Consider the following 21,454-nt stretch of genomic DNA (forward strand, 5'->3'; position numbering starts at 1 on the left):
TACCATAAGAAGATATTCACGCCTAGGCTGAGGAAGCTGTGAGCCCAGAATTACCCCAGGGTGTTGCCCCTGCAACACCTCTGCTGACGATGCAACGTGAGGCGGTACGCCAGGCCATGAACCGGTCGTTTGCGTTGACCGTGGACGAACTGCTGATTCTCCGCGACCTCGATGGGCAACCAATGCGCCCAATGCAACCACCGCCCGGTGTCACGCCCCGCGACTCAGCGGCCCTGCTCCTGCTCTATCCGAGCGAGGGTGAACTCTGGCTGCCCCTGACCGTACGCTCGGCCCGCCTCACCACCCATCGCGGCGAGGTCTCGCTGCCAGGAGGACGCACCGACCCGCAGGACGATGGACCTATCGGCACCGCCCTCCGCGAAGCCTGGGAGGAATTGGGCATCAAGACAAGTTATGTCGAGCCACTTGGTACACTGACGCCTTTTTATATCCCACCAAGCAATAGCCGTCTCACCCCGGTGGTCGGCCTCAGCCTCGTTGAACCTGACCTCAACCCTAACCCCGACGAGGTTGAGGCGGCCTTCAGTGTGCCGCTGAGGTGCCTCTTTGACCCGGCGATTATCCAGGAGGAGATCTGGGAGCGTGGGGCAGTACGCATGCGAGTGCCCTTTTTTGCCCTCGAAGGCTATAAAGTCTGGGGGGCCACCGCACTCTTGTTAAGCGAATTATTAGCCCGCATGCGGCGCGTCGGTTTCAGTTGACACGCCCCCTGGCTAGGGTATAATGAACCTACATCAAGGATCTCTACAAGGTACCTTGCTATGCCGTGCGCACTCATCAGAGGGTTGTTCAGGCAAAGATAGCAAAAGGAGTGAATCATGTTAGGACTCGGATGGGGCGAATTAATTGTTATTCTGGTGATTGTGATTGCCATATTTGGTGCCGGACGCCTTGCTGGCCTCGGGAGCGCCCTTGGGGGCAGCATCCGTGAGTTCAAGAACGCCGTGAAAGACGATGATGGAGCAACAATGACAACGAGTGAGCCCAAAGCAGCAATCACAGCTCCTGCGACCAAAACCGAGGGCGAAACAAAGGTGTAATGCCCTACCTACGGGCTGCTAGCTTGAAAGATGCGTTGCACAGCCTAGGGCGTCAGAGAGGTGTGATCTGATCACTTCTCTGTCGCCTTTTTGCTGTAACACTAAGTTACACACCAGAACTAAGACAGCTTTCCGCTTTGTGGAAGAAAAATATGGCAGTTGATTATTTTGACCAGGCGACCATCCAGGTACAGGCCGGCACAGGCGGATCTGGCGCAGCAACCTTTCGCCGTGAAAAATTCGTCCCCCGCGGTGGGCCCAATGGCGGCGATGGTGGCCGTGGCGGGCACATCTATCTGCTCGCCGACCCCAATCTCAATACGTTGCTCAGTTTTCGTTACGAGCGCTCTTTTCGCGCCGAGTCGGGTGGCAATGGGCAGAAGAATAAGATGTATGGGCGTCAAGGCAATGATCTGGTGGTCAATGTCCCGCCAGGAACTGTTGTCCGTGCCGTAATCGATGGCCAAACCTACGAGGTTGACCTCGCACGCCCTGGGCAGCGCTTGCTTGTTGCACGTGGTGGGCGCGGGGGCCTTGGCAATGTTCACTTTACCTCATCGGTGCGGCAGGCACCGCGCATCGCTGAACTCGGTGAGCCAGGCCAGGCGTTTATGGTTGAACTTGAATTGAAGCTCATTGCCGATGTTGGTCTGGTTGGCTTTCCCAATGCCGGCAAGTCAACGCTGCTCTCGGTCATCAGTGCCGCCCGCCCCAAGATTGCGAATTACCCTTTTACCACGCTCCAACCCAACCTCGGCATGGTTGATGTGGGTGAATATGATCGTTTTGTGGTGGCCGATATCCCCGGTTTGATCGAGGGAGCCCACGCGGGTGTCGGCCTGGGACACGCTTTTTTGCGCCACGTCGAGCGTACCCGCGTGCTCATTCATATTATTGATGCCGCCGGGGTCGATGGGCGCGATCCAGTCACCGATTTCCATCAGATCAACGAAGAACTGCGCCTCTATGAGCCTGAACTGGCCCAACGTCCCCAGGTCGTTGCCTTCAATAAAATTGATCTGCCCGAAGCCCGCGCAAACCTCGCCCGTCTGCAGCACGAGCTTGGCCTTGACCCCGAAGATTGTTTTGCGATCTCGGCGGCAACACAGCAGGGCGTTGAGCACCTCTTACGCCGCGTGGCGACCCACCTGCGGGCCATGCCTGTCTCCCATCTCGCACCGGTTGAACCCGATGAGCCACCCCTCACTTGGCCGGTACCTGAGGTCGAAGAGAATGCCTTCTCGGTTGAACCTGAAGGCACTGGCTGGCGCGTGCGCGGCATCAAGATCGAACGGCTACTCAAGATGACTAATTTTGACCAGATCGAGGCCGTTGACCGCGTCCAACGCGTCTTTGAGGCAACCGGGATCAGTCAAGCCCTCCTTGAGGCTGGCCTCCACGAGGGCGATATGGTCTATATTGGCGATATCGAACTCGAATGGGATAGCCAACGCTTTGAGTGAGCTCACACACGATGACACAGGCAGACTCACCCAACCGCCTGTCCAGGATAATCGTTCGTCTCTGGCCACAGGCCGGCAACCTGCCAGTCCGCGATTTCACCATCTTGCAACGCGAGGTGGTTGGCACCCTCTATGGGATGGTGCTCTTCGCGTGTATGCTTGGCTGGCTCACCGTCGCCACTGATCGCGCTGACTTGCAGGCCAACTGGCTGCTCATGCTCAGCGGGATCATCTTTATCGTCATTATCAATCAGTTGAGTTTCTTCTGGATTCTCCGCCAGCCTGATGGCGAGACCGAGATGATCAGTGGCAATCTGAGTGTCTTGATCGGCCTGGCAACGCTGCTGATTGTCGGTCCCGGCCTGATCTGGATGCTGTTGCTCGCGCATCTCTTCGAGCTCGCCCACCGCCTCTGGCAGTATCGTCTCTTTGTCCAGCGCTGGAATGTGATCCGCAATTCGCTCGTCTCGCAAAGTACCCTCGGGCTGAGTTACCTGAGTTGCTACTATGCGTTCATGATGCTCGGCGGTAGCCTGCCCCCGAACGATCTTGGGCTGATAACGCTTGGCGCGATGCTCGGGGCCTTGCTTGTCTTTAGCGCGGTGTTGCTCGGTTGTTTTGCGCTGCTCTTTCTCCTGCAGATCGTGCTCAAGCAGACCGCCGGACGGCGCATGGGTATGCAGTACCTCACCCGTTTTATTGGCTTGACGATCATGCCCCCATTGCCCTTTGCGCTGCTCGGGGCGGTTGTCTACAGCGCCTATGCCCTGACCGGCTATCTCTTCTGGTGTACAAGTGTCGTGATGATCAACCTGATCGCCCACTGGCTCAGCAAATCGGTCGCCGCAAGTGATCAGCGTCGCGAAGAACTGGCGCGCCTCGAAGCGCTCGGTCGCAGCATTTTGACCAGCCCGCCCGAGCTTGCCGCTCTCCCCACGTTACTTGTGCAGCACGTGTCCGGTATGTTCCGCGAACGGCGGATCTGCATTGGGCTCTTTGATGGTCAGATTTTGCTGCGACGGCCTGCCGATGAGCCAGTTGATACGCACCTACTCGCCTGGCTCGCGGCGCATCCAGGCGAGCGGATCTGGCAACCGCATGAAAACCCACCCTGGCCCGGGGCCGAAGGACGCTTTGTGCGCATCACCGTGCCGATCCGTGCCGTCGAGAACGAACCAGCCATCGGTATGATCTTTCTTGAACTGGGCACCCTCGAAGGCGATCCCGAAAGTATGTTGCCCGCCCTACAAACCCTGGGCGCAACAATTGTCTCGGCGATTCATCGAGTCGACGAACACCGCCGCACGCTACGGCTCCATCGCTTTGATCAAGAACTGGCGATGGCCGGGCAGATCCAGGCCAGTTTTTTGCCCACAAGCATCCCCGCCATCCCCGGCTGGCAACTCACCGCAACCCTCCGCCCTGCCCGCGAGACCTCCGGCGACTTCTACGATCTCCTGCTGCTTCCCGGCGGCGGCCTCGGGCTCATTATCGCTGATGTCGCCGATAAAGGCACCGGGGCCGCCCTCTTTATGGCGCTCTCACGGACGCTGCTGCGTACGTATGCGTTTGAGTATCGCGATGATCCCGCGTCGGTCTTGCGTGCCGCCAACGAACGCATCCTGATGGATACTGACAGCACCATGTTTGTGACGGTCTTTTACGGCATCCTCGACCCGGCAACCGGAACCTTGCGCTACGCGAATGCCGGCCACAATCCGCCCTTTTTGCTGCGTCACGATGGCTCACTTGCCACCCTGACCAATACCGGCGTACCCCTCGGCATTGATCACGAACGCACCTGGGCAACCCGCGACATCACCCTTGCGCAGAGTGATGTGCTCGTCATTTATACCGATGGCATCACCGAAGCCCAGAATGAGCACGAAGAGATGTTTGAAACGAGGCGGTTGCTCACCGTTGCCCGCACCACCACCGACGCCCATCAACTGCAAGAGCACATTCTGGATGCAGTGACGACCTTCGCTGGCAACGCCGCACAATCCGATGATATTGCGCTGTTGATCCTCGCCCGCCACTGAGTGGTGTGTAACGTACGTTTCCCGGTAGCGCCGCCGACCACGAATAGGGGCTGCTCCATGCGCTATTCGTTCATTCGTGGCCCCAATTCGTGGTCGGCGGTGCTACCAGAAAACTTTGTTGACAGACTACTTATGAGCCGCCCGGCCAAAGAGCTACCAGTTCTTGCCAGAGATAGACAAAAAAATCGGGTAGGCGGGCGAAGAAGCCGGGATCAAAAACAGAGATCAGCGTCAACCCTACGACAAGGGCCAGAAGGATGGCCAGAATGACAACGAAGCGACGCGAGATCATCCGCGGCATCGCGATCCCACCAAGGGCTGGCGGCGGTTCACTGATTTCAACATAGTGCAAGCGCCGAAACTCGTCCATGATCTCTGGCGTCTCAAGCCCCAGGTAGCTCAGATACGAACGGAACATCTGCAATGCTGCCGGGCCACGCGGCAAGAGCGTGAACTTCTCGTCTTCCATCGCCTGCAGATAGGACATCCGGATTTTGAGTTCGTTCTCGATCTGCACCAGGGTCAAATGCCGACGCTGACGCTCGTGTCGGATCCGTGCTCCGATGCCCGCATGCTCATCAAGATCAGGGGCAAGGGTCGTTTTGGATCCACCCGAAGCAGCAGGCGGCATGCGGAGCATCGCCATCTCTTCGGCTTCCGTCATAAAGACTCGATCTTCATCAGGAGGGTTGCGTTGGGGGCCGGGGGTCACCGGCGGTGCGTCAAGCGAGGCTGGGCGAACCGAGGCAGGCGCACCCGAGGCAGGCGCACCCACAGGTTGAGTAGGCGTTGTCGCGACCAAAGCCGCTGAGGGTATCGGCGACGGCTCGCGCATTGACGGAGCAACAGACGCCGGCTCAACGACAGGAGGCGGGGTTGTCGCAACAGGACGAGCATCCGCACTTGCGCCACTGCTCATCTTGCCAGTCGCGCCTGGCGCTGGAGCCTGGGCAGGCGCAACCGTACCAGGGGTAGCCATACCAACTGAGCGGGTCTTCGTCGCTACGGCGGCCACACGCGCACGCAACCGTGCCACCAGTTCGGCGGAACGGTAGGGTTTGCTCACATAATCAACCGCACCCAACGCAAAGGCACGAACCACATCCTCTTCACGCGAAGCAGCACTGAGCACAATCACTTGGGTGCGGCCAGCCAGCCGTTCAAGTACCGCCCAGCCAGCCTCGTTCCCCGAACGAACCTCGATCATCACCAGATCGGGCTTGTGTTTATGAAAGAGTTGCTCGCCATAAACTAGATCACTGCTGTTGATAACTTCAAAATCAGCAAGTTCAAGCTGGATGCTCAGGCGCGTCAACAAAGTCACATCATCGTCTATAATCAGAATAGAAGGCAAGCCATCGCTCCTCACCGGTTTCAGCAGACGGTGATACACTCATCCGGTCGTGGCGATTATACCATAGTAACTATGCAACATTTATATGATGTCATTGTCATCGGGGCCGGTCACGCCGGGTGTGAAGCGGCCAATGCAGCGGCACGCCTCGGCTGCCGCACCCTGCTCCTCACGATTGATCTCGATAAACTAGCCCATATGTCGTGCAATCCAAGCATCGGTGGGCCAGCCAAGGGCCATCTCGTGCGTGAGCTTGATGCGATGGGCGGGCTGATTGCCCGTGTGACCGACCAGACGGCCATCCAGATCCGCCTGCTCAACGAGAGCAAAGGGCCAGCCGTGCAGTCACTCCGTGCGCAGTGCGACAAGCGGCTCTATGCCCAGGTGATGAAAGAGACGCTTGAACGCATGCCGGGGCTTGATCTGCGCCAGGCTATGGTCGAGCAGATTATCCCCCTGCTGCCCACTGACCCGACCGATCCGAGGGCAGCACGCTTTACCGTTGTCACCCACACTGGCTGGCAGTACCAGGCACGGGCGCTCGTGCTGACCACCGGCACCTTTCTGCGTGGCCGTGCGGTCACAGGCCAGGCGGCATGGGGGGCCGGGCGGGCAGGCGAAGCACCGGCCATGGCGCTCGGCAATGATCTCGCCTCACTCGGCTTTCCGCTGGTACGCCTCAAAACCGGCACACCTCCACGGATCGATGCCCGCACCATTGATTTTAGCCAGACCGAGATCCAGCATGGAAGCCGCGTACCCTCCTATTTTGGGTACTATTATGCCGATCTGGAAGCCCCTCCCGCCCCAGCGTACCACGGCGAGCCAGCCGCCATCTATCCTGCGGCCCTGCGTGAAGGCTGGCGCCCCCAACTCCCATGTTATCAGGTCTATACCGGGGCAGACTTTCATCGCCTGATCCGCGCGAATCTCGACCGTGCGCCTCTCTTCAGCGGAGTGATCGAAGGCGTTGGCCCACGCTATTGCCCAAGCATCGAAGACAAGATCGTCCGCTTTGCCGACAAAGAACGTCACGGCTTCTTTCTTGAGCCTGAAGGCTGGAAGACCCACGAAGTCTATGTGCAGGGGTGCAATACCTCGTTACCCGAAGATGTGCAGTGGGCGATGTTGCGCACCATTCCAGCCCTGCGCAAGGTGGAGTTGATGCGCATTGGCTATGCAATTGAGTATGATGCCGTGCGCACCGGCGAGGTCGGGGCCGATCTGCAAACGCGTCGCCTTGCCGGGCTCTTTCTGGCGGGGCAGATCAATGGTACCACGGGCTACGAAGAGGCGGCTGCGCAGGGGATGATGGCAGGTATCAATGCGGCTCGTTTTGTCCAGCAGACCCCGGCGATCATCTTGCGCCGCGACCAGGCATATATCGGGGTGCTCATTGATGACCTCGTCACCAAAGAGATCCACGAACCCTATCGCATGTTCACAAGTCGTGCCGAACATCGTCTGTTGTTGCGCCACGATAACGCCGATCTCCGGCTGAGCCCGCTGGCCCACGAACTGGGGCTGATCGACGCTGCCCGCGCCGCCGCCGTTGAACGTCGCCACGCCGCTGCCGAAGCCCTCTACACAACGCTCAGCGAGCGCCGGATCTTCCCCTCAGCCGATACCAATGCCCGACTCACCGCAGCAGGCATTGGCAGTCTGAACAATCCAGCCAGCGCCGCCGATGTGCTTGCCCGGCCACATATCAGGTATCCACAACTGCGCGCCGCGCTGGATCTGCCTGAAGCCTCGCCAGAGATCGAAGATCTGGTCGAAGTCACATGCAAATATGGGGGCTACATCGAACGGCAGCAGCGCGAAGTCGAACGTATGCGTAAAATGGAAAACCGGCGCATCCCTGACACCTTTGATTACCGCGGGATCAATGGGCTCCGCAACGAAGCACGCCAGGTCTTGCTGCGGTTCCGTCCGGCAACGCTTGGGCAGGCGAGCCGTCTCGCAGGCATCAACCCTTCTGATGTCGCTATTTTGCTCTTTGCCCTAGAACGCCGCAACCCTGAAAGCAGGCTGTAACCCGTCGATCTATACTAAAGGGGAAGGGCAACATCAAACCCCTCTGTATGGTCGCATCTTCCAGATCCAAGCCAAGGAGCGCTCGTATGCAGAGCCCGAACAGTGTCGCCGGGCAATTTCGCACCCTCGAGATGACGGTGCTTATGACGCCGGATACGGCAAACTTCTCAGGCAACGTTCACGGTGGGCATCTGCTCAAACTACTCGATCAAGTTGCTTTTGCCTGTGCCTCGCGCTATGCAGGATCGTATGTTGTCACGGTGTCAGTTGACCAGGTGGTGTTTCACGAACGAGTTCATGTTGGGGAACTGGTCACCTTCATTGCTTCCGTCAATTATACCGGCAAAACGTCGATGGAGATCGGGATTCGGGTTGTTTCAGAAAATATTACCGAGCGTTCCATTCGCCACGTTCTGACCTGCTATTTCAACATGGTGTCCGTTGATGAAGAGGGCAATCCAAACCCAATTCCATCGGTGCCCATTGAAAATGCCGAGCAGCGTCGCCGCTGGGCTGCGGCCAAGCTCCGTCGCGATCTCCGCAAAGAGATCGAAGCACGCAGCCTGGAGATTCGCCAGCACCCCGAAGATATGCTCAGTGAACTGAGCCCCGAGTCAGCTTGAGTCGTGCTTGCCTGACCGCACCGCAACGAAAAAAGACGGCAACCAGTTGGTTGCCGTCTTTTCTGTCCCGAAGCAGTGTCGAAGACATGCAAAAGACCTGTCATCCAAACCCACCGTGATGACAGGTCTCTTCACAGGTCAGGGGCATCTCGTCCTAGTTCATCAGAATATCATCGCAAATCAACTCGACACTCTCAATTTGGCGACGCCGATCACCCATAGCCTCTCCACTCTCGAGATGCTCGGGCCACGCCCCGTGGAAGCGCCAGCGTGCGCAGGGGCGACCAAACTCGTCAATCGCAACAATCGAACCGTCGTGGCGCTCGATATGACCTTCAGCATTCGCATGTTCCCATTTCGGCAACATATCATCGAGCGCGATTCCCTCAGCCAGCACTACCCGCTCCTCGTGATTGGGAGAGTAGACATCGAAGAGATCAATGGCATCCGGGCCAAAGTAGAACTCGACATGGCGATGCTCAACTTCAAGACCACTGCAATAGCCAAAGACACCCCGCGGAACACCATCAACCTCGACAAGGTAGCGAACATTGGCAAAGGGATTGGGCAATTTTCTGTACGCCATGGTGAACTCCCTCGTAAATGTAGTCCTGTCAACAGATCCTGCAAGATCCTGTCTAACGAACCTCTTCCCGCTGTGAACAAAACGATACATGCCCTGTTCCATGCAGTATAACCCCACAGGAGCGGCTGTAGGGTGGTAAGATGCATCCTAAGAGTTAAGAGAGCATTACAGGGAGGCAAGGGGCGTGGATGGGGACAGGAAACCAGAGCCAAACAGCCCCCACGACCAGCACAACTGGTCGTGGGGGCCAACAAGAGCTTAACATCCAACCTGCTTATTCTCGTCACGCAGAGGGGTATTGAGGGTATTCTCAGACTGGTGACGGATTTCTTCGGGGTCAAAGCCACGAGGAATAGCCCCACCGAAGGTGATATCGGCCACCAATTCGGGGTGATCTTCCTTCAACGTACTCAACTGCTCCATCGTAAAGACACGCGACTCATCAAAGGCCAGGTCGACTTCCATCTGTGTACCATTCATATGGACACGTCCGAGGTCATAGAAGCGCTTGGTGACGGTCGTCTTCATAAAGGCACGGAGACAACCGAGCATATATTTACGCTTGACGGGGTCTTTGATGAAGGGGTATTCAAAGAAGGCCTTGCGCATATAGAACCGGGCATAGTTGCGTAACACACCCTTGAGCACATCTTCGCGATCCATTGCCTCGGGCTTCATGATCGGGGTGACAAAGTTGTACTTGCTATAGTCACGCACCTCGACCTTATCGCCCAGTTCCTCGAAGAGTTCGGCAAACGGCCACGGCGTATACATATTCCAGTTGGCCATGTCCGGCTTCCAGTCCTGCGAGAGGCGGTAGGTCTCTTCGATGGTTTCGGGCGTTTCGTTCTCCATGCCCATGATGAACTGCGCTTCGGCAACCATCCCATGGGACTGGATCATCTTAATCGCCCGCTTGTTCTGCTCGATCGTCGTCTGCTTGCGGAAGCGGTCAAGGTTCATCTGGGCGGCTGCCTCGGTGCCAAGCGAGATATGCATCAACCCCGCCTTGCGCCAGAGGGGCAACAGGGCTTCGTCACGCATAATGTCGGTCACGCGAGTATTGATCCCCCAGAGCACGGGCAACTTGCGACGCGCCAGTTCTTCACAGAGCGCCGTAAATTTCTTGCGGTTGAGGGTCGGCTCTTCATCGGCAAGAATAAAGAAGCCCACGTTGTAATCGCGTACCAGCGTCTCGACTTCATCGACAAACTTGAGCGGGCTGCGCGAACGATATTTGCGCCAGAACTTCCACTGCGAGCAGAAACGACAGGTAAAGGGACACCCACGGGCAAAGTTGGGCACGGCGACCCGCACATTCATCGGAACATAAATGTACTTGTCCCACTCGAGCAAGCTCCAGTCAGGCGTCAGAGTATCAAGATCGGCAATCGGATCACGTGCAGGCGTCGCCACAACCTTCTCATTCTCGAGATAAGCAATGCCCTGGATCGTCGCCCGATCTTTGAGATCACTCCCGGCCTCAATGCTCTTGAGCAACTCAACAATGATCTCTTCACCCTCACCACGCACGATGTAGTCAACCCACGGTGCCTCAGACAAAACCTGGGCATACATAAAGGTTGGATGGACGCCACCGAGGATCAACTTGGTGTTGGGCAACAACTCACGCGCCATCTTCAGGGTTGCCTGGGCCTTGATGATCATTGGGGTGATCGCTGTTGCCAGAATCACGTCAGGCCGGTTGCGCTCGATGATGACCCGCAATTGATCATCGGGGATGTCGAGCGTCATGGCGTCAATGAAACGAACATTGTCGAATCCGGCCGTCTTAAGCGCGCCTCCGATATAGGCGACCCAACTCGGCGGCCAACTGCCCGCGATTTCAGCTCCGCCCGCGTGGTAATTGGGCTGGATCATCATGATCCGCATAGCGGTCTCCCTTGTTGATGGGGCCATAATGGCCCTGCGACTGACAACAGACTCTGTACTACAAAAACCTACGAGAACGGAGGCCAGCGCCTCCGGCGAACGCCCCTATTCAGGGGATGGTCACCTCGAACGTACACGCATCAGCACCCATCGCGCCACATGCTGTTTCGCGAACGATGAGCCGCGGATTGATCAAGGGACGCAAGAGAGCTTGAAAACAGTGGGTGTAGTAGTGACACAATGGTGCATCAGTTGCCATCCCACGACACTCGGGGCTGTCGGCCAGACAAATGGTGGCCCCTCGCCGCCCCACATCATAGCTGAAACGGCCGCTGCCAGCAAAGGTCCAGGCATGACCAGCGATCGCCTTCAAAAAGATGCGCAAACCGAGTGAAGAGGGCAACCATGGTAAAAGGATCCGGATCGGCGCAGGAATACGGTTGGCGAGCAAATAGTCGGCAGTGCGTTCGCCTGAACGGGCCAGCACCTTGCCGGTCGCCTCAAAACCGAGATCAGTGCGCAAGGCGTTGATCAGCGCCATAAACACTTGCTCATCAACCATGTCGGTCGGCAATTGCTCGTTCAACGCGCTGTGCCCAATCCGCTCCAGGATCGCCCGGGCGTCCTCGGCACCATATACCTCGTTGAGCGCCCCCACCGTCTGGATAATTGAGTTCGGGCCAATGCGCACAACACCTGCTGTCGCGTGTGTTGTATGCATAACAGAACCTTTCACCATGAAAACAATCCCATGACATTTCATATCATGATAGCCCGCGAGAAGTCTACCACGCAGGCTCGTGTCAAAGGGTAATGATCGCTCAACACTACGTAAGGTTTTCTTCTCTGATCAGGATGCGCCAGGATGCTACCATGAGATAATGTGAGCGTCATAGTTGACGAGATAGGGACTGCGTATGGCTACTGCCTCTCCCCGCGAGGTACCCACCGACCAGGCGAATGACAAACGCCTCAAGATCCTTGAGGCGACGATGAAACGCCACCAGTACCGCGCTGATGCGCTGATCGAGGTCTTGCATAAAGCGCAAGAATTGTATGGGCATCTGACCGAAGATCGGTTACTGGCGATTGCCCATAGCCTGCACCTTCCTCCGAGTCGCGTCTATGGGGTGGCGACGTTTTATCATTTCTTTAGCCTGACCCCTCAAGGCGAGCACAGTTGTACCGTCTGCCTTGGAACGGCATGTTATGTCAAAGGGGCGATGGAACTGCTCGCGGCCCTCGAAGCCGAGAGTGGCCTGCGGGCGGGGTCAACTTCTGCCGATCGCAAGCTTTCGCTATTGACCGCTCGCTGCCTCGGGGCGTGCGGCATTGCGCCTGCGGTAATCGTGGATGGCAATGTGACCGGCCATGCCGATCCCGAAGTGATGCGGGCACGAGTGCGTGCGTTGCTTGATGAGGAGTGAGGGGGTGTGATGGAATTTCAAGATCTTCAGATCATGGCCGAGCAGGAACGAACCCGCCGGAAGGCGATTCGGATCCACTGCTGTACCTCCTCGGGATGCCAGGCTTCGGGTGCGCTTGAGCTCTTTCATCAGTTGCAAGCGGCGGTTGAGGCGGCAGGACAGAACGAGCGGGTTGACATTATTGGCGTCGGGTGTATGGGCTTTTGCGGCCAGGGGCCGATGGTGAGTGTCGAAGCTGACGGGGTGCTCTTTGAACATGTGCGCCCTGAACAGGCCCCCGAAATTATTGCTTCACTTGATGGCGGCCCGTGCAACGTCAAACAGGGCGACCACGCCCATCCGTTTTTTGCCCGTCAAATGCATATTGTGCGGCGCAATGGCGGCGTGATCGATCCCGAACGGATCGAGGAGTATATTGCGGTCGGTGGCTATCAGGCACTCTATCATGTGCTCCACGAGATGAGTCCGGCTGAGGTGATTGATGCGATCACCCGCAGTGGTCTGCGCGGACGAGGCGGGGCCGGCTATCCGACAGGCCTGAAATGGGCGACGGTCGCCAAGAGTCCCGGTGAACGCAAATTTGTCATCTGCAATGGCGATGAGGGCGATCCCGGGGCTTTTATGGATCGCAGTATTCTCGAAAGCGATCCGCATCTCATCCTTGAAGGGATGAGCATTGCAGCCTATGCGGTCGGGGCCGATCAGGGCTACCTCTATGTGCGCGGTGAGTATCCGCTCGCGATTGCGCGCCTGCAGAAGGCTATTGCCCAGGCCAGAAAACATGATCTGCTCGGGAGCCAAATCTTTGATACGAGTTTCAACTTCCGGGTTGATATTCGGGTCGGGGCCGGTGCGTTTGTCTGTGGCGAAGAGACGGCCCTGATCGCGAGTATCGAAGGCCGCCGCGGCCAACCCCGGCCCCGGCCTCCGTATCCCGCTGAACACGGCCTCTGGGGCTATCCCACGCTGATCAATAATGTCGAGACCTTTGGCAATATTGCCCCGATTATCACCAATGGCGCCGACTGGTACGCCGGCATTGGCACCGAACGCAGCAAGGGCACCAAGGTCTTTGCGCTGACCGGCAAGGTACGCAATACCGGCTTGATCGAGGTACCTATGGGCATGACCATCCGCGAGATTGTCGAAGAACTCGGCGGCGGTACCCCCGATGGAACCCCAGTCAAAGGGGTGCAGACCGGCGGCCCCTCTGGGGGCTGCATTCCCGAGGCTCTCTTTGATACGCCCGTTGATTACGAGTCGCTTGCCGAGGTTGGCTCGATTATGGGTTCGGGGGGCATGGTCGTGATGGATGCCACCACCAACATGGTGGAAATTGCCCGTTTTTACATGGAATTTTGCATGGACGAGTCATGCGGCAAGTGCATTCCATGTCGCACGGGTACCGTGCAAATGTATCGCCTGCTGAGCAAGATCAGTGCTGGGCAAGCAACGGCAGCCGATCTGGCGACCCTGGAACAACTCTGCCACCTGCTGCGTGAGACGAGTCTCTGTGGCCTAGGCCAGTCGGCACCCAATCCCGTGCAGAGTACGCTGCGTTATTTTCGTGAGGAGTATGAACGGTTGCTCCGCAAACGGGTGACGATCAATCTGACCAGTCGCTGAGTAGTGTGTAACAAAAGTTTCCCGGTAGCACCGCCGACCACGAATATGGGCGTTGCGGTGCGGTATTCGTTTCTTCGTGCCCCTATTCGTGGACGGCGAACGACCCCAGAAAACTTACGTTACACACCACTGAGTGGTCGGGGAGCTAAATTTTCTGATGTTTCTGCACCCTGGGTGCGCGAACGATCACCCGCCGCCTAGCGCCAAAGGAAGATGGCATGGCCGCAAGAACCTTGACGATTAATGGAACGCTGATCAGTGCCCGCTCGAATGAGACGGTGCTGGAAGCAGCACGTGAGGCCGGAATCAGCATCCCGACGCTTTGCCACCTGGATGGGCTCTCTGAAGTGGGTGCCTGTCGGCTCTGTCTGGTTGAGATCGCTGGCTCGCCCAAACTGCAACCCGCCTGTCATACCACCGTCACCGAGGGGATGGAGGTGCAGACAGATACGCCCCGCCTCAAGGCTCACCGCCGGGCGATCGTTGAACTGCTCTTTGCTGAACGCAACCATATCTGTGCCGTCTGTGTCGCCTCAGGACACTGTGAATTGCAACAACTGGCCGTCGAAGTTGGGATGAGCCATGTGCGCTACGAGTATCTCTCGCCAGATTGCAGCGTTGATATCAGCCACGCCCGCTTTGGCATTGACCATAATCGCTGTGTGCTCTGTACCCGCTGTGTGCGCGCCTGCGACGAGGTCGAAGGCGTGCATACCTGGGATATTGCGGGACGCGGAACAAATGCGCGGCTGATTACTGATCTCAATGTGCCATGGGGCGAGGCGACGAGTTGTACCTCATGTGGCAAGTGCCTCCTCGCATGTCCGACCGGGGCCATCTTTAGTCGTGGGAGCACCGTGGCTGAGCTTGAACGCGATGCCAGTCGTATTGCTACGATTGTGGCGGCCCGCAATGAACGCTGGTGACGCCGAAATGGAGAGACTATATGAACCGTCTGAAGCTTGCAACTGTCTGGTTAGGAGGATGCTCGGGTTGCCATATGTCGCTCCTCGATCTTGATGAATGGCTGATCGATCTTGCCGCCCACGTCGAACTGGTCTATAGCCCGATTGCTGATCAGAAGACCTTTCCCGAAGGTGTCGATCTGACCCTGGTCGAAGGCGCGATTGCCAATGATGAGCATCTCGAATTGATTCAGGATGTCCGTGAGCGGAGCCGCATGGTTGTCGCGCTCGGTGATTGCGCGGTGACCGGCAATGTGACCGCGTTGCGCAACCCGCTCGGCGAGGCGCGCAGCATCCTGCAGCAGGTCTATATTGAACACGGCGACCCACGTGGGGTTCTGCCGAGTACGCCAGGGATTGTCCCGATCCTGCTTGATCAGGTCATCCCGATCCATATGATCATCCCCGTTGACCTCTTCCTGGCAGGTTGTCCTCCTTCTGGCCCACGCATTCGCGCCGTGCTCGAAGCCTTGCTGGCAGGTACACCACCTGAATTGGCCGGAGGGTTCGGGTAAGCGCGACACCCAAGCAACGCACTTGGACGCATATGGCCCTCGCCAGAGGCCTACAGAGGAAAACCTATGACACAGACTATCGTGATCGATCCTGTCACCCGTATTGAGGGACACGCAAAGATCAGCATCTATCTCGACAATGACGGGTCGGTGCGCGATGCCCAGTTTCACGTCACCGAGTTTCGTGGCTTTGAGCGCTTTTGCATCGGGCGGCCCTTCTGGGAAATGCCGGCGATTACGGCTCGCATCTGCGGTATCTGCCCAATTAGCCACATCCTGGCGTCGGCCAAAGCAGGCGACGCCTTGCTGGCCGTTGAAATTCCGCCGGCTGCTGACAAATTGCGGCGGCTAATGAATCTCGGCCAGATTATTCAATCGCACGCGCTCAGCTTCTTTCACCTCAGCGGGCCCGATCTCTTTCTTGGCTATGAGAGTGATCCGGCGAAACGCAATATCTTTGGGCTGATTGCGGCTGAACCAGACTTTGCCCGCGGGGGCATTCGGCTCCGTCAGTTTGGTCAAGAGATCATCGAGGCGCTCGGTGGACGCAAGATCCACCCCGCCTGGGCGGTGCCCGGCGGTGTCCGTTCGGGGATGAGTGAAGAGGTGCGGGCGGCCTTTCGCCAGCGTTTGCCCGAAGCAATGGAGGTCACCCGCAAGGCGATGGCACGCTTCAAGACCGTGCTTGATACCAGTGACGAAGAAGTTGCCAGCTATGGCTTCTTCCCGAGCCTTTTTGCGGGCCTGGTGACGCCCGAAGGCAACTGGGAACATCACGGCGGCAAACTGCGCGTGCGTAATGCCGAAGGCCAGATCCTGGCCGACCAGGTCAAAGCTGACGACTACCAGCAACTCTTTGGCGAAGCATCGGAAGCCTGGAGCTACCTGAAATTCCCGTATTATCAACCCCTCGGCTATCCCGACGGCATCTATCGGGTGGGGCCATTGGCGCGCCTGAACGTGTGCGACCAGGTGGGGACACCACTGGCCGACGCAGAACTGACCGAGATGCGCCAGCGTGCTGGGCACCGGATGGTGACGGCAAGCTTCTATTATCACTATGCACGGCTGATCGAGATCCTCGGGGCGCTTGAATTGGTCACCCAGTTGCTCGATGATGCCGACCTGAGTTCGAGCGTGTTGCGCGCCGATGCCGGGGTCAATCATCTCGAAGCCGTCGGCTGTAGCGAAGCCCCACGGGGGAGCCTCTTTCATCATTATCAGGTCGACAAGAATGGCCTGATCACCTATCTAAACCTGATCATCGCGACAGGGCAGAACAACCTGGCAATGAACCAGACCGTCGCGCAGATCGCCCGCCGCTACCTGCGCGGGGATCGCCTCGAAGAAGGTTTGCTCAATCGGGTCGAGGCCGGCATCCGAGCATATGACCCGTGCCTGAGTTGCTCGACCCACGCGGTAGGCCAGGCGGCCTTTGCGATCAGCCTGATCGGCCCCGATGGGCGTGTAGTGGATCACGCGGTGCGGTAGGGTGTGGGGGCCAGCGGCCCCAAGAATCTTCCTTGTGCTGGCGAAAACGGCCAACTTTGTTGGCCGTTTTCGCCAGCACAAGGAAGGCTTTTAGGGCAACCGCCCTAACATTGGAGCCAAGTCCCCACGAAGCACTTACGCAGTTCTATGCTATAATTGCGCCACACAATAAAGCTACATTGCAACGCCTGTGGTCAGGTATCGAGGAAGAAGCAAGGAGCACCTGCGCCTTCCTTGCCACGGGTTCGTTCTGTACCCGAGGAAAGCAGCTTTTCTATATTAAAGGCAAGCACGTCGTATGAAGTTGACCTGTCTGCAAGATAACCTCAAACGTGGCCTCGCCACAGTCAGCCACGCGGTCGCCGGCAAAAGCACCCTGCCTGTCCTCTCTAATGTATTGCTTGCCACCGACGAAGGTCGGCTGAAACTCGCGGCAACGAATCTCGAAGTTGGTATTACGCACTGGATCGGGGCGCAAATCCAGGACGAAGGTGCCGTGACGGTGCCAGCAAAATTGCTGGCCGATGTGATTGGGAGCCTGCCCAATGACCGGGTGACGTTGACCCTTGATGCTCGTACGCAGACACTCAAGGTCGAATGTGGCCGTTTCACAAGCAATATCAAGGGTATTGAGGCAGACGAGTTTCCAACGATTCCCTCGATCACCGGGCAAGAGCCACTCACCTCGCTGCCCCCTGATGTGCTGCGGGAAGCGATTGACCAGGTCGTCTTCGCGGCCGCAACCGATGAGTCGCGCCCTGTGCTTGCCGGTGTGCTCGTGCGGTTGAACGATACGCGCCTCTTTTTCGCCGCTGCCGATGGCTTTCGTCTGGCAACACGAAATGTGCCCCTGCCTGAACCCGTCACGCGCCAGAGCGAATTCATTGTGCCTGCCCGCACGCTTGCCGAGTTGGCACGGATCGCTGGCGAAACTCAGGGCCAGGTGAGTATCACCGTCGCCACCGGGGGCAGCCAGGTGCTCTTCCATACCGAAACGACTGAGCTTGTCTCGCGACTCATTGATGGACGCTTCCCCGATGTCGAGCGTATCATTCCCCAGCAGCACATGACCCGTTCGGTGCTCGAAACGAGTGAGCTCGCTAAAGCGGTCAAACTTGCCTCGTATTTCGCTACGGCGAGTCAGAACGTTGTGAAACTAACGATGGAACCCGGCGGCGAACTTGGGCCAGGACGGGTGATCATCAGCGCGAATGCCGCCGAAGTTGGTGATAATACCGGCGAAATTGATGGTATGATTCAGGGTGAGGGTGGGCAGATTGCCCTCAATGTCAAATATTTGACGGAATTGCTCGGGGCAATTAAGAGTGCCCAAATCACCTTGGAGACCCAATCACCCCAGAGTCCTGGGGTCTTTAAGCCTGTCGGTCAAGATGGCTATATCCATATTATTATGCCCATGAGCATTCGCTAGATTGTCGAAAGACGATCCATCAGCTATACTATTGAGTCAGTTCTGAGAAATGTAGCATCGTAACGCTAGGCATAGCTCGTCGCGATTTACGTGCTCGTGCGCACTCTGGATCAGTGCAAGGGAGCCGTTCTTGAGTATCACTTCGATTGTACTTGTACATGCCCATACGATTTTCCGCGAAGGGCTACGCCATCACATCATGGCCTTGCCTGATACAATCATCGTTGGGGAAGCAGGGCATGGTCAGCAGGCGATCCAGCTTGTTGATCATAGTAACCCTGATCTGGTGTTGATGGATGTTGATCTGCCCGGGGTCAATGGGCTTGAGGTGTCACGGGCGTTGAAACGCACGCACCCGCAAACTGGCATTATCCTCTTTAACACCTCAATGGAAGGTAGTTTGGTGGTGAAGGCAATCCGGGCCGGGGTAGCAGCCTATGTGCCACGGAATATTGCCTGGCCCAATTTACGCGAGTTGATCCACGAGGTACGCAATGGAGGCTATCCGATCAACGATCTGGTGCTCTCGCTGCCCGAGGTCGCCGCTCAGGTGATTGCTGCGTTTCGCCAGATGGTCGTTGATGAAGATACGCAGAGTATCTATTCGCCACTTTCGCCCCGTGAGCTTGAAGTGATCGAGTTGGTGGCCGCCGGTCGTACAAATAAAGAAATTGCGTCCAGGCTAGATATTAGCAATCAGACGGTTAAAAACCATGTCTCTTCGATCCTGCGCAAGCTTGCCGTTAATGACCGAACGCAGGCGGTCGTCTATGCGATGCGCCGCGGCTGGATCAAGGTGGTGCTTCCTGGTGATTGATCAATGACTCTAAACCGCTTCTCGCGCGCTCTGCTCGCGCTTCCACTGATGCTGATGTTGCTGCTCGCCAGTTGTGATTTGACCACGGCTGGGGAACGTGAAGAGATCGCTGGGATCGAGACGATCCTGGCCCTGACTCCTTCGCCAACTCCGACCGCCAGCAGTACACCCGCGCCAACCAGTACGCCGACGATCACGCCTATCCCTAGCCCAACTCAACCACCGACGCTCACGCCGTTGCCAACAAGTACGCCGTTGCCCCCAACCCCTACGCCGAATCCGGCACTCGTCGGCTTCGGCTTCTGCGATCAATCCGCTGGTGATCTGCGCGGCCTCTTTTCGGCCCGCCTCGTGTCCGTTGAAATCAGTGGCAATCCGGCCTACGAGCAGGTGGTGCTGAATTTTGAACCCGCTCCTGGGTCCAGTCCTATCGGTGCGCTCGCCTCGTGTGTGAGTGCTAACGACAATGATCAGACACTCCATCAGCTTGAGGTCTACCTCCCCGGTTGGATCAGGGATGCTCGCTTCGAGGAGTCGGTCGCTGCGCTAACCCAAGCGGTCACCAGAACACGGACGCTTGCTGGGGTACAGCTTGTGCCTGCCAATGATGGTGAGGCCGGGGCGGTGGTGCAACTCGCCCTGAATGAGCCGCTGCCGTTTCGCCTGAACCTCAGCGGTGATCCGGCCGCCCTCACGATTGCGGTTGCCCGTACGTCGTCGCTAACCAGTGCCAATGATGCGCTGGCCCTCGGCGTTGATGCTGCCCGTGCTGAACTCGCAGCCCCCCTCTTTATGCTGCTTGATGGCGATATCTGGCGCATCGAACACGGAACTCAGGCCGCGACCGATGCGATCAGGGCCGAAAATGCTGGGGCCGTCAATCTGACTGACTCGCCCGAGACCGAGACGCATCTGGCGGTTAGTCACGATGGCTCGCTCGTGGCGTTCTGTCGCGCGTTGCCCGGGCTTGATCCTGCCGAAACCGAGCTCCCTGTACCAAGTGTGCTCTGGTTGATGGAGACAGATGGCACGAATCAGCGCCCCATCGCCCAGATTGGCGTCAGTTGTGCCGATCCTGCTTTTAGCCTTGATGATAAGAGTATTGCCTTTGCCGTCGATGAGACCGGGGCAATGCCGATCCAACGCGCTATTTATAGTGTCCCTACCACCGCGAATACGTCCCCACGCCGCATGCACGAAGGTGTGGATGAGTGGGGTCGCTCTAGCCCCCAGTGGCTCGATAACGGTGATATGGTGATCGCGGCTACCTCACAAGATGGGCGGAGCACGCTCTTTTTGCGGCGCGCCAATGGCACGGTCGTTGATGTTGGGGCAGCTATCTTCGTACGCGATGATGGCGAGACCCCCTATAGCGCACTCGGGCAACCCCTCGTCGCCCCTGATGGCAAACGTTTTGCGGTTGAAGCATGGCGCAATGATGAGCGTGGCGCCGACTTGGTGGTTCTCGATGCCGATGGTACGATCCTTGATATGCTCGGCACAGAAACCTTGATCGACATCGCGCCTGGGCCCAGGCTTACCCCGACCATCAGGCCCACCAGTACCGCAGTGCCAACGGTGACGCCGACCAGTCTCCCCACCGAGCCAGTCACCACCACCACGACCGCCGAACCAACGCTCACCCCAACAGCCACGACCGAGCCAGAGCAAACGGTGACGCCTACCGCGACACCGCTACCAACGGCCACGCCGATGCTTGAACCAGTGCGGGAGGGACCTTTCTGGACAAGGGCACTTGGCTGGGATGATAACGGCCATTTGGTCTATCTCACCACGCTCTGCGCAAGTCAGGCGGTACAGGATTACCAGATCTACCGGTGGAACGGTGCGCAACGTACCGAACTGATCCTGGCCGGCCAGCGTAGAGGTGGCATTGGTCAGACAGTGATGCAAGGCGATCAACTTGCCTATGTGCTGACGGGCTCACCAGCAGGGCCACGTGTTCCAGTTGCGCTCACTCCGCGCAACCCGGTTGAACTCTGGCTCTGGGATCTTGCCGAGGGTACGCGTGGGCGGTTGCTCATCACCGAGCGTGGGATGGCTGCATTGCAGCGCTAAACACCTGATGTTATGGTTGTGCATGGAAAAAAGCCAGCTACGC

The 21,454-nt window shown here is 57.8% G+C and carries 18 protein-coding genes; 14 read left to right on the top strand and 4 right to left on the bottom strand.

The annotated features are described in order from the left end of the window. Positions 1–38 precede the first annotated feature (38 nt). The 4 genes from EKD05_RS08875 to EKD05_RS08890 all read left to right on the top strand — a co-directional run bounded on the left by EKD05_RS08875 (position 39) and on the right by EKD05_RS08890 (position 4,566). Positions 39–722 (top strand): CoA pyrophosphatase, encoded by a 684-nt coding sequence (locus EKD05_RS08875; protein WP_240695698.1) that lies wholly within the window; start codon positions 39–41, stop codon positions 720–722. Between the two features lie 114 nt (positions 723–836). Next, complete coding sequence (gene tatA / locus EKD05_RS08880; protein ID WP_129672082.1) at positions 837–1,061, top strand: twin-arginine translocase TatA/TatE family subunit; 225 nt, start codon at positions 837–839, stop codon at positions 1,059–1,061. A 152-nt stretch (positions 1,062–1,213) separates the two neighbouring features. After that, positions 1,214–2,524: a GTPase ObgE gene (obgE, locus tag EKD05_RS08885; protein WP_129672083.1), complete on the top strand. Its 1,311-nt coding sequence runs from the start codon at positions 1,214–1,216 to the stop codon at positions 2,522–2,524. Between the two features lie 11 nt (positions 2,525–2,535). Further along, positions 2,536–4,566: a PP2C family protein-serine/threonine phosphatase gene (locus EKD05_RS08890; RefSeq protein ID WP_129672084.1), complete on the top strand. Its 2,031-nt coding sequence runs from the start codon at positions 2,536–2,538 to the stop codon at positions 4,564–4,566. 130 nt (positions 4,567–4,696) lie between these two features. On the opposite strand, the gene EKD05_RS08895 is transcribed toward EKD05_RS08890, so the two are convergent. After that, complete coding sequence (locus EKD05_RS08895; RefSeq protein WP_165360653.1) at positions 4,697–5,920, bottom strand: response regulator; 1,224 nt, start codon at positions 5,918–5,920, stop codon at positions 4,697–4,699. Positions 5,921–5,992: 72 nt separating this feature from the next. Here EKD05_RS08895 and mnmG point away from each other — a divergent pair, with 72 nt between their 5' ends. Next, the gene (mnmG, locus tag EKD05_RS08900) at positions 5,993–7,957 is read left to right on the top strand and encodes a tRNA uridine-5-carboxymethylaminomethyl(34) synthesis enzyme MnmG (RefSeq protein WP_129672086.1); all 1,965 of its coding nucleotides are present in this window, start codon (positions 5,993–5,995) and stop codon (positions 7,955–7,957) included. 86 nt (positions 7,958–8,043) lie between these two features. Next, positions 8,044–8,580 carry an acyl-CoA thioesterase gene (locus EKD05_RS08905; RefSeq protein ID WP_205703900.1) on the top strand — a complete coding sequence of 179 codons (537 nt, stop codon included), beginning with the start codon at positions 8,044–8,046 and terminating at the stop codon, positions 8,578–8,580. Between the two features lie 154 nt (positions 8,581–8,734). On the opposite strand, the gene EKD05_RS08910 is transcribed toward EKD05_RS08905, so the two are convergent. The 3 genes from EKD05_RS08910 to bchJ all read right to left on the bottom strand — a co-directional run bounded on the left by EKD05_RS08910 (position 8,735) and on the right by bchJ (position 11,780). Further along, the gene (locus EKD05_RS08910; RefSeq protein WP_165360654.1) at positions 8,735–9,166 is read right to left on the bottom strand and encodes a phage tail protein; all 432 of its coding nucleotides are present in this window, start codon (positions 9,164–9,166) and stop codon (positions 8,735–8,737) included. A 258-nt stretch (positions 9,167–9,424) separates the two neighbouring features. Beyond that, positions 9,425–11,059, bottom strand: coding sequence for a magnesium-protoporphyrin IX monomethyl ester anaerobic oxidative cyclase (bchE, locus tag EKD05_RS08915; RefSeq protein ID WP_129672088.1), 1,635 nt, complete (start codon positions 11,057–11,059; stop codon positions 9,425–9,427). 109 nt (positions 11,060–11,168) lie between these two features. Next, entirely contained in the window at positions 11,169–11,780 is a 612-nt protein-coding gene (gene bchJ, locus EKD05_RS08920) for a bacteriochlorophyll 4-vinyl reductase (RefSeq protein WP_129672089.1), read from the bottom strand. 196 nt (positions 11,781–11,976) lie between these two features. Here bchJ and hoxE point away from each other — a divergent pair, with 196 nt between their 5' ends. From hoxE to EKD05_RS08960, 8 genes are all read left to right on the top strand, one after another. Next, complete coding sequence (gene hoxE, locus EKD05_RS08925; protein ID WP_129672090.1) at positions 11,977–12,486, top strand: bidirectional hydrogenase complex protein HoxE; 510 nt, start codon at positions 11,977–11,979, stop codon at positions 12,484–12,486. Between the two features lie 9 nt (positions 12,487–12,495). Further along, positions 12,496–14,112, top strand: a complete 1,617-nt coding sequence (locus EKD05_RS08930) for a NuoF family protein (RefSeq protein ID WP_129672156.1) — start codon at positions 12,496–12,498, stop codon at positions 14,110–14,112. A gap of 218 nt (positions 14,113–14,330) precedes the next feature. Next, a complete protein-coding gene (gene hoxU / locus EKD05_RS08935) occupies positions 14,331–15,038 on the top strand; it encodes a bidirectional hydrogenase complex protein HoxU (RefSeq protein ID WP_129672091.1) in 708 nt (235 codons plus the stop codon). 20 nt (positions 15,039–15,058) lie between these two features. Then, positions 15,059–15,592: an oxidoreductase gene (locus EKD05_RS08940; protein ID WP_129672092.1), complete on the top strand. Its 534-nt coding sequence runs from the start codon at positions 15,059–15,061 to the stop codon at positions 15,590–15,592. A 66-nt stretch (positions 15,593–15,658) separates the two neighbouring features. Further along, positions 15,659–17,083, top strand: coding sequence for a Ni/Fe hydrogenase subunit alpha (locus tag EKD05_RS08945; protein WP_129672093.1), 1,425 nt, complete (start codon positions 15,659–15,661; stop codon positions 17,081–17,083). A gap of 298 nt (positions 17,084–17,381) precedes the next feature. Continuing rightward, complete coding sequence (gene dnaN, locus EKD05_RS08950; protein WP_129672094.1) at positions 17,382–18,515, top strand: DNA polymerase III subunit beta; 1,134 nt, start codon at positions 17,382–17,384, stop codon at positions 18,513–18,515. Positions 18,516–18,645: 130 nt separating this feature from the next. Beyond that, positions 18,646–19,332, top strand: coding sequence for a response regulator transcription factor (locus EKD05_RS08955; protein ID WP_129672095.1), 687 nt, complete (start codon positions 18,646–18,648; stop codon positions 19,330–19,332). Positions 19,333–19,335: 3 nt separating this feature from the next. Continuing rightward, positions 19,336–21,411, top strand: coding sequence for a hypothetical protein (locus EKD05_RS08960; RefSeq protein ID WP_129672096.1), 2,076 nt, complete (start codon positions 19,336–19,338; stop codon positions 21,409–21,411). Positions 21,412–21,454: the final 43 nt, after the last annotated feature.

The organism is Candidatus Chloroploca sp. Khr17 (assembly GCF_004138165.1).
Lineage (GTDB): Bacteria > Chloroflexota > Chloroflexia > Chloroflexales > Chloroflexaceae > Chloroploca.

What these genes read in the sequence shown, in the direction of transcription:
- EKD05_RS08905 (WP_205703900.1), top strand. Translation starts at nt 8,044, where the DNA reads ATGCAGAGCCCGAACAGTGTCGCCGGGCAATTTCGCACCCTCGAGATG.
- EKD05_RS08930 (WP_129672156.1), top strand. Translation starts at nt 12,496, where the DNA reads ATGGAATTTCAAGATCTTCAGATCATGGCCGAGCAGGAACGAACCCGC.
- EKD05_RS08890 (WP_129672084.1), top strand. Translation starts at nt 2,536, where the DNA reads ATGACACAGGCAGACTCACCCAACCGCCTGTCCAGGATAATCGTTCGT.
- hoxU (WP_129672091.1), top strand. Translation starts at nt 14,331, where the DNA reads ATGGCCGCAAGAACCTTGACGATTAATGGAACGCTGATCAGTGCCCGC.
- EKD05_RS08960 (WP_129672096.1), top strand. Translation starts at nt 19,336, where the DNA reads ATGACTCTAAACCGCTTCTCGCGCGCTCTGCTCGCGCTTCCACTGATG.
- obgE (WP_129672083.1), top strand. Translation starts at nt 1,214, where the DNA reads ATGGCAGTTGATTATTTTGACCAGGCGACCATCCAGGTACAGGCCGGC.
- EKD05_RS08940 (WP_129672092.1), top strand. Translation starts at nt 15,059, where the DNA reads ATGAACCGTCTGAAGCTTGCAACTGTCTGGTTAGGAGGATGCTCGGGT.
- bchE (WP_129672088.1), bottom strand. Translation starts at nt 11,059, where the DNA reads ATGCGGATCATGATGATCCAGCCCAATTACCACGCGGGCGGAGCTGAA.
- mnmG (WP_129672086.1), top strand. Translation starts at nt 5,993, where the DNA reads ATGCAACATTTATATGATGTCATTGTCATCGGGGCCGGTCACGCCGGG.
- EKD05_RS08910 (WP_165360654.1), bottom strand. Translation starts at nt 9,166, where the DNA reads ATGGCGTACAGAAAATTGCCCAATCCCTTTGCCAATGTTCGCTACCTT.
- bchJ (WP_129672089.1), bottom strand. Translation starts at nt 11,780, where the DNA reads ATGCATACAACACACGCGACAGCAGGTGTTGTGCGCATTGGCCCGAAC.
- dnaN (WP_129672094.1), top strand. Translation starts at nt 17,382, where the DNA reads ATGAAGTTGACCTGTCTGCAAGATAACCTCAAACGTGGCCTCGCCACA.
- hoxE (WP_129672090.1), top strand. Translation starts at nt 11,977, where the DNA reads ATGGCTACTGCCTCTCCCCGCGAGGTACCCACCGACCAGGCGAATGAC.
- EKD05_RS08945 (WP_129672093.1), top strand. Translation starts at nt 15,659, where the DNA reads ATGACACAGACTATCGTGATCGATCCTGTCACCCGTATTGAGGGACAC.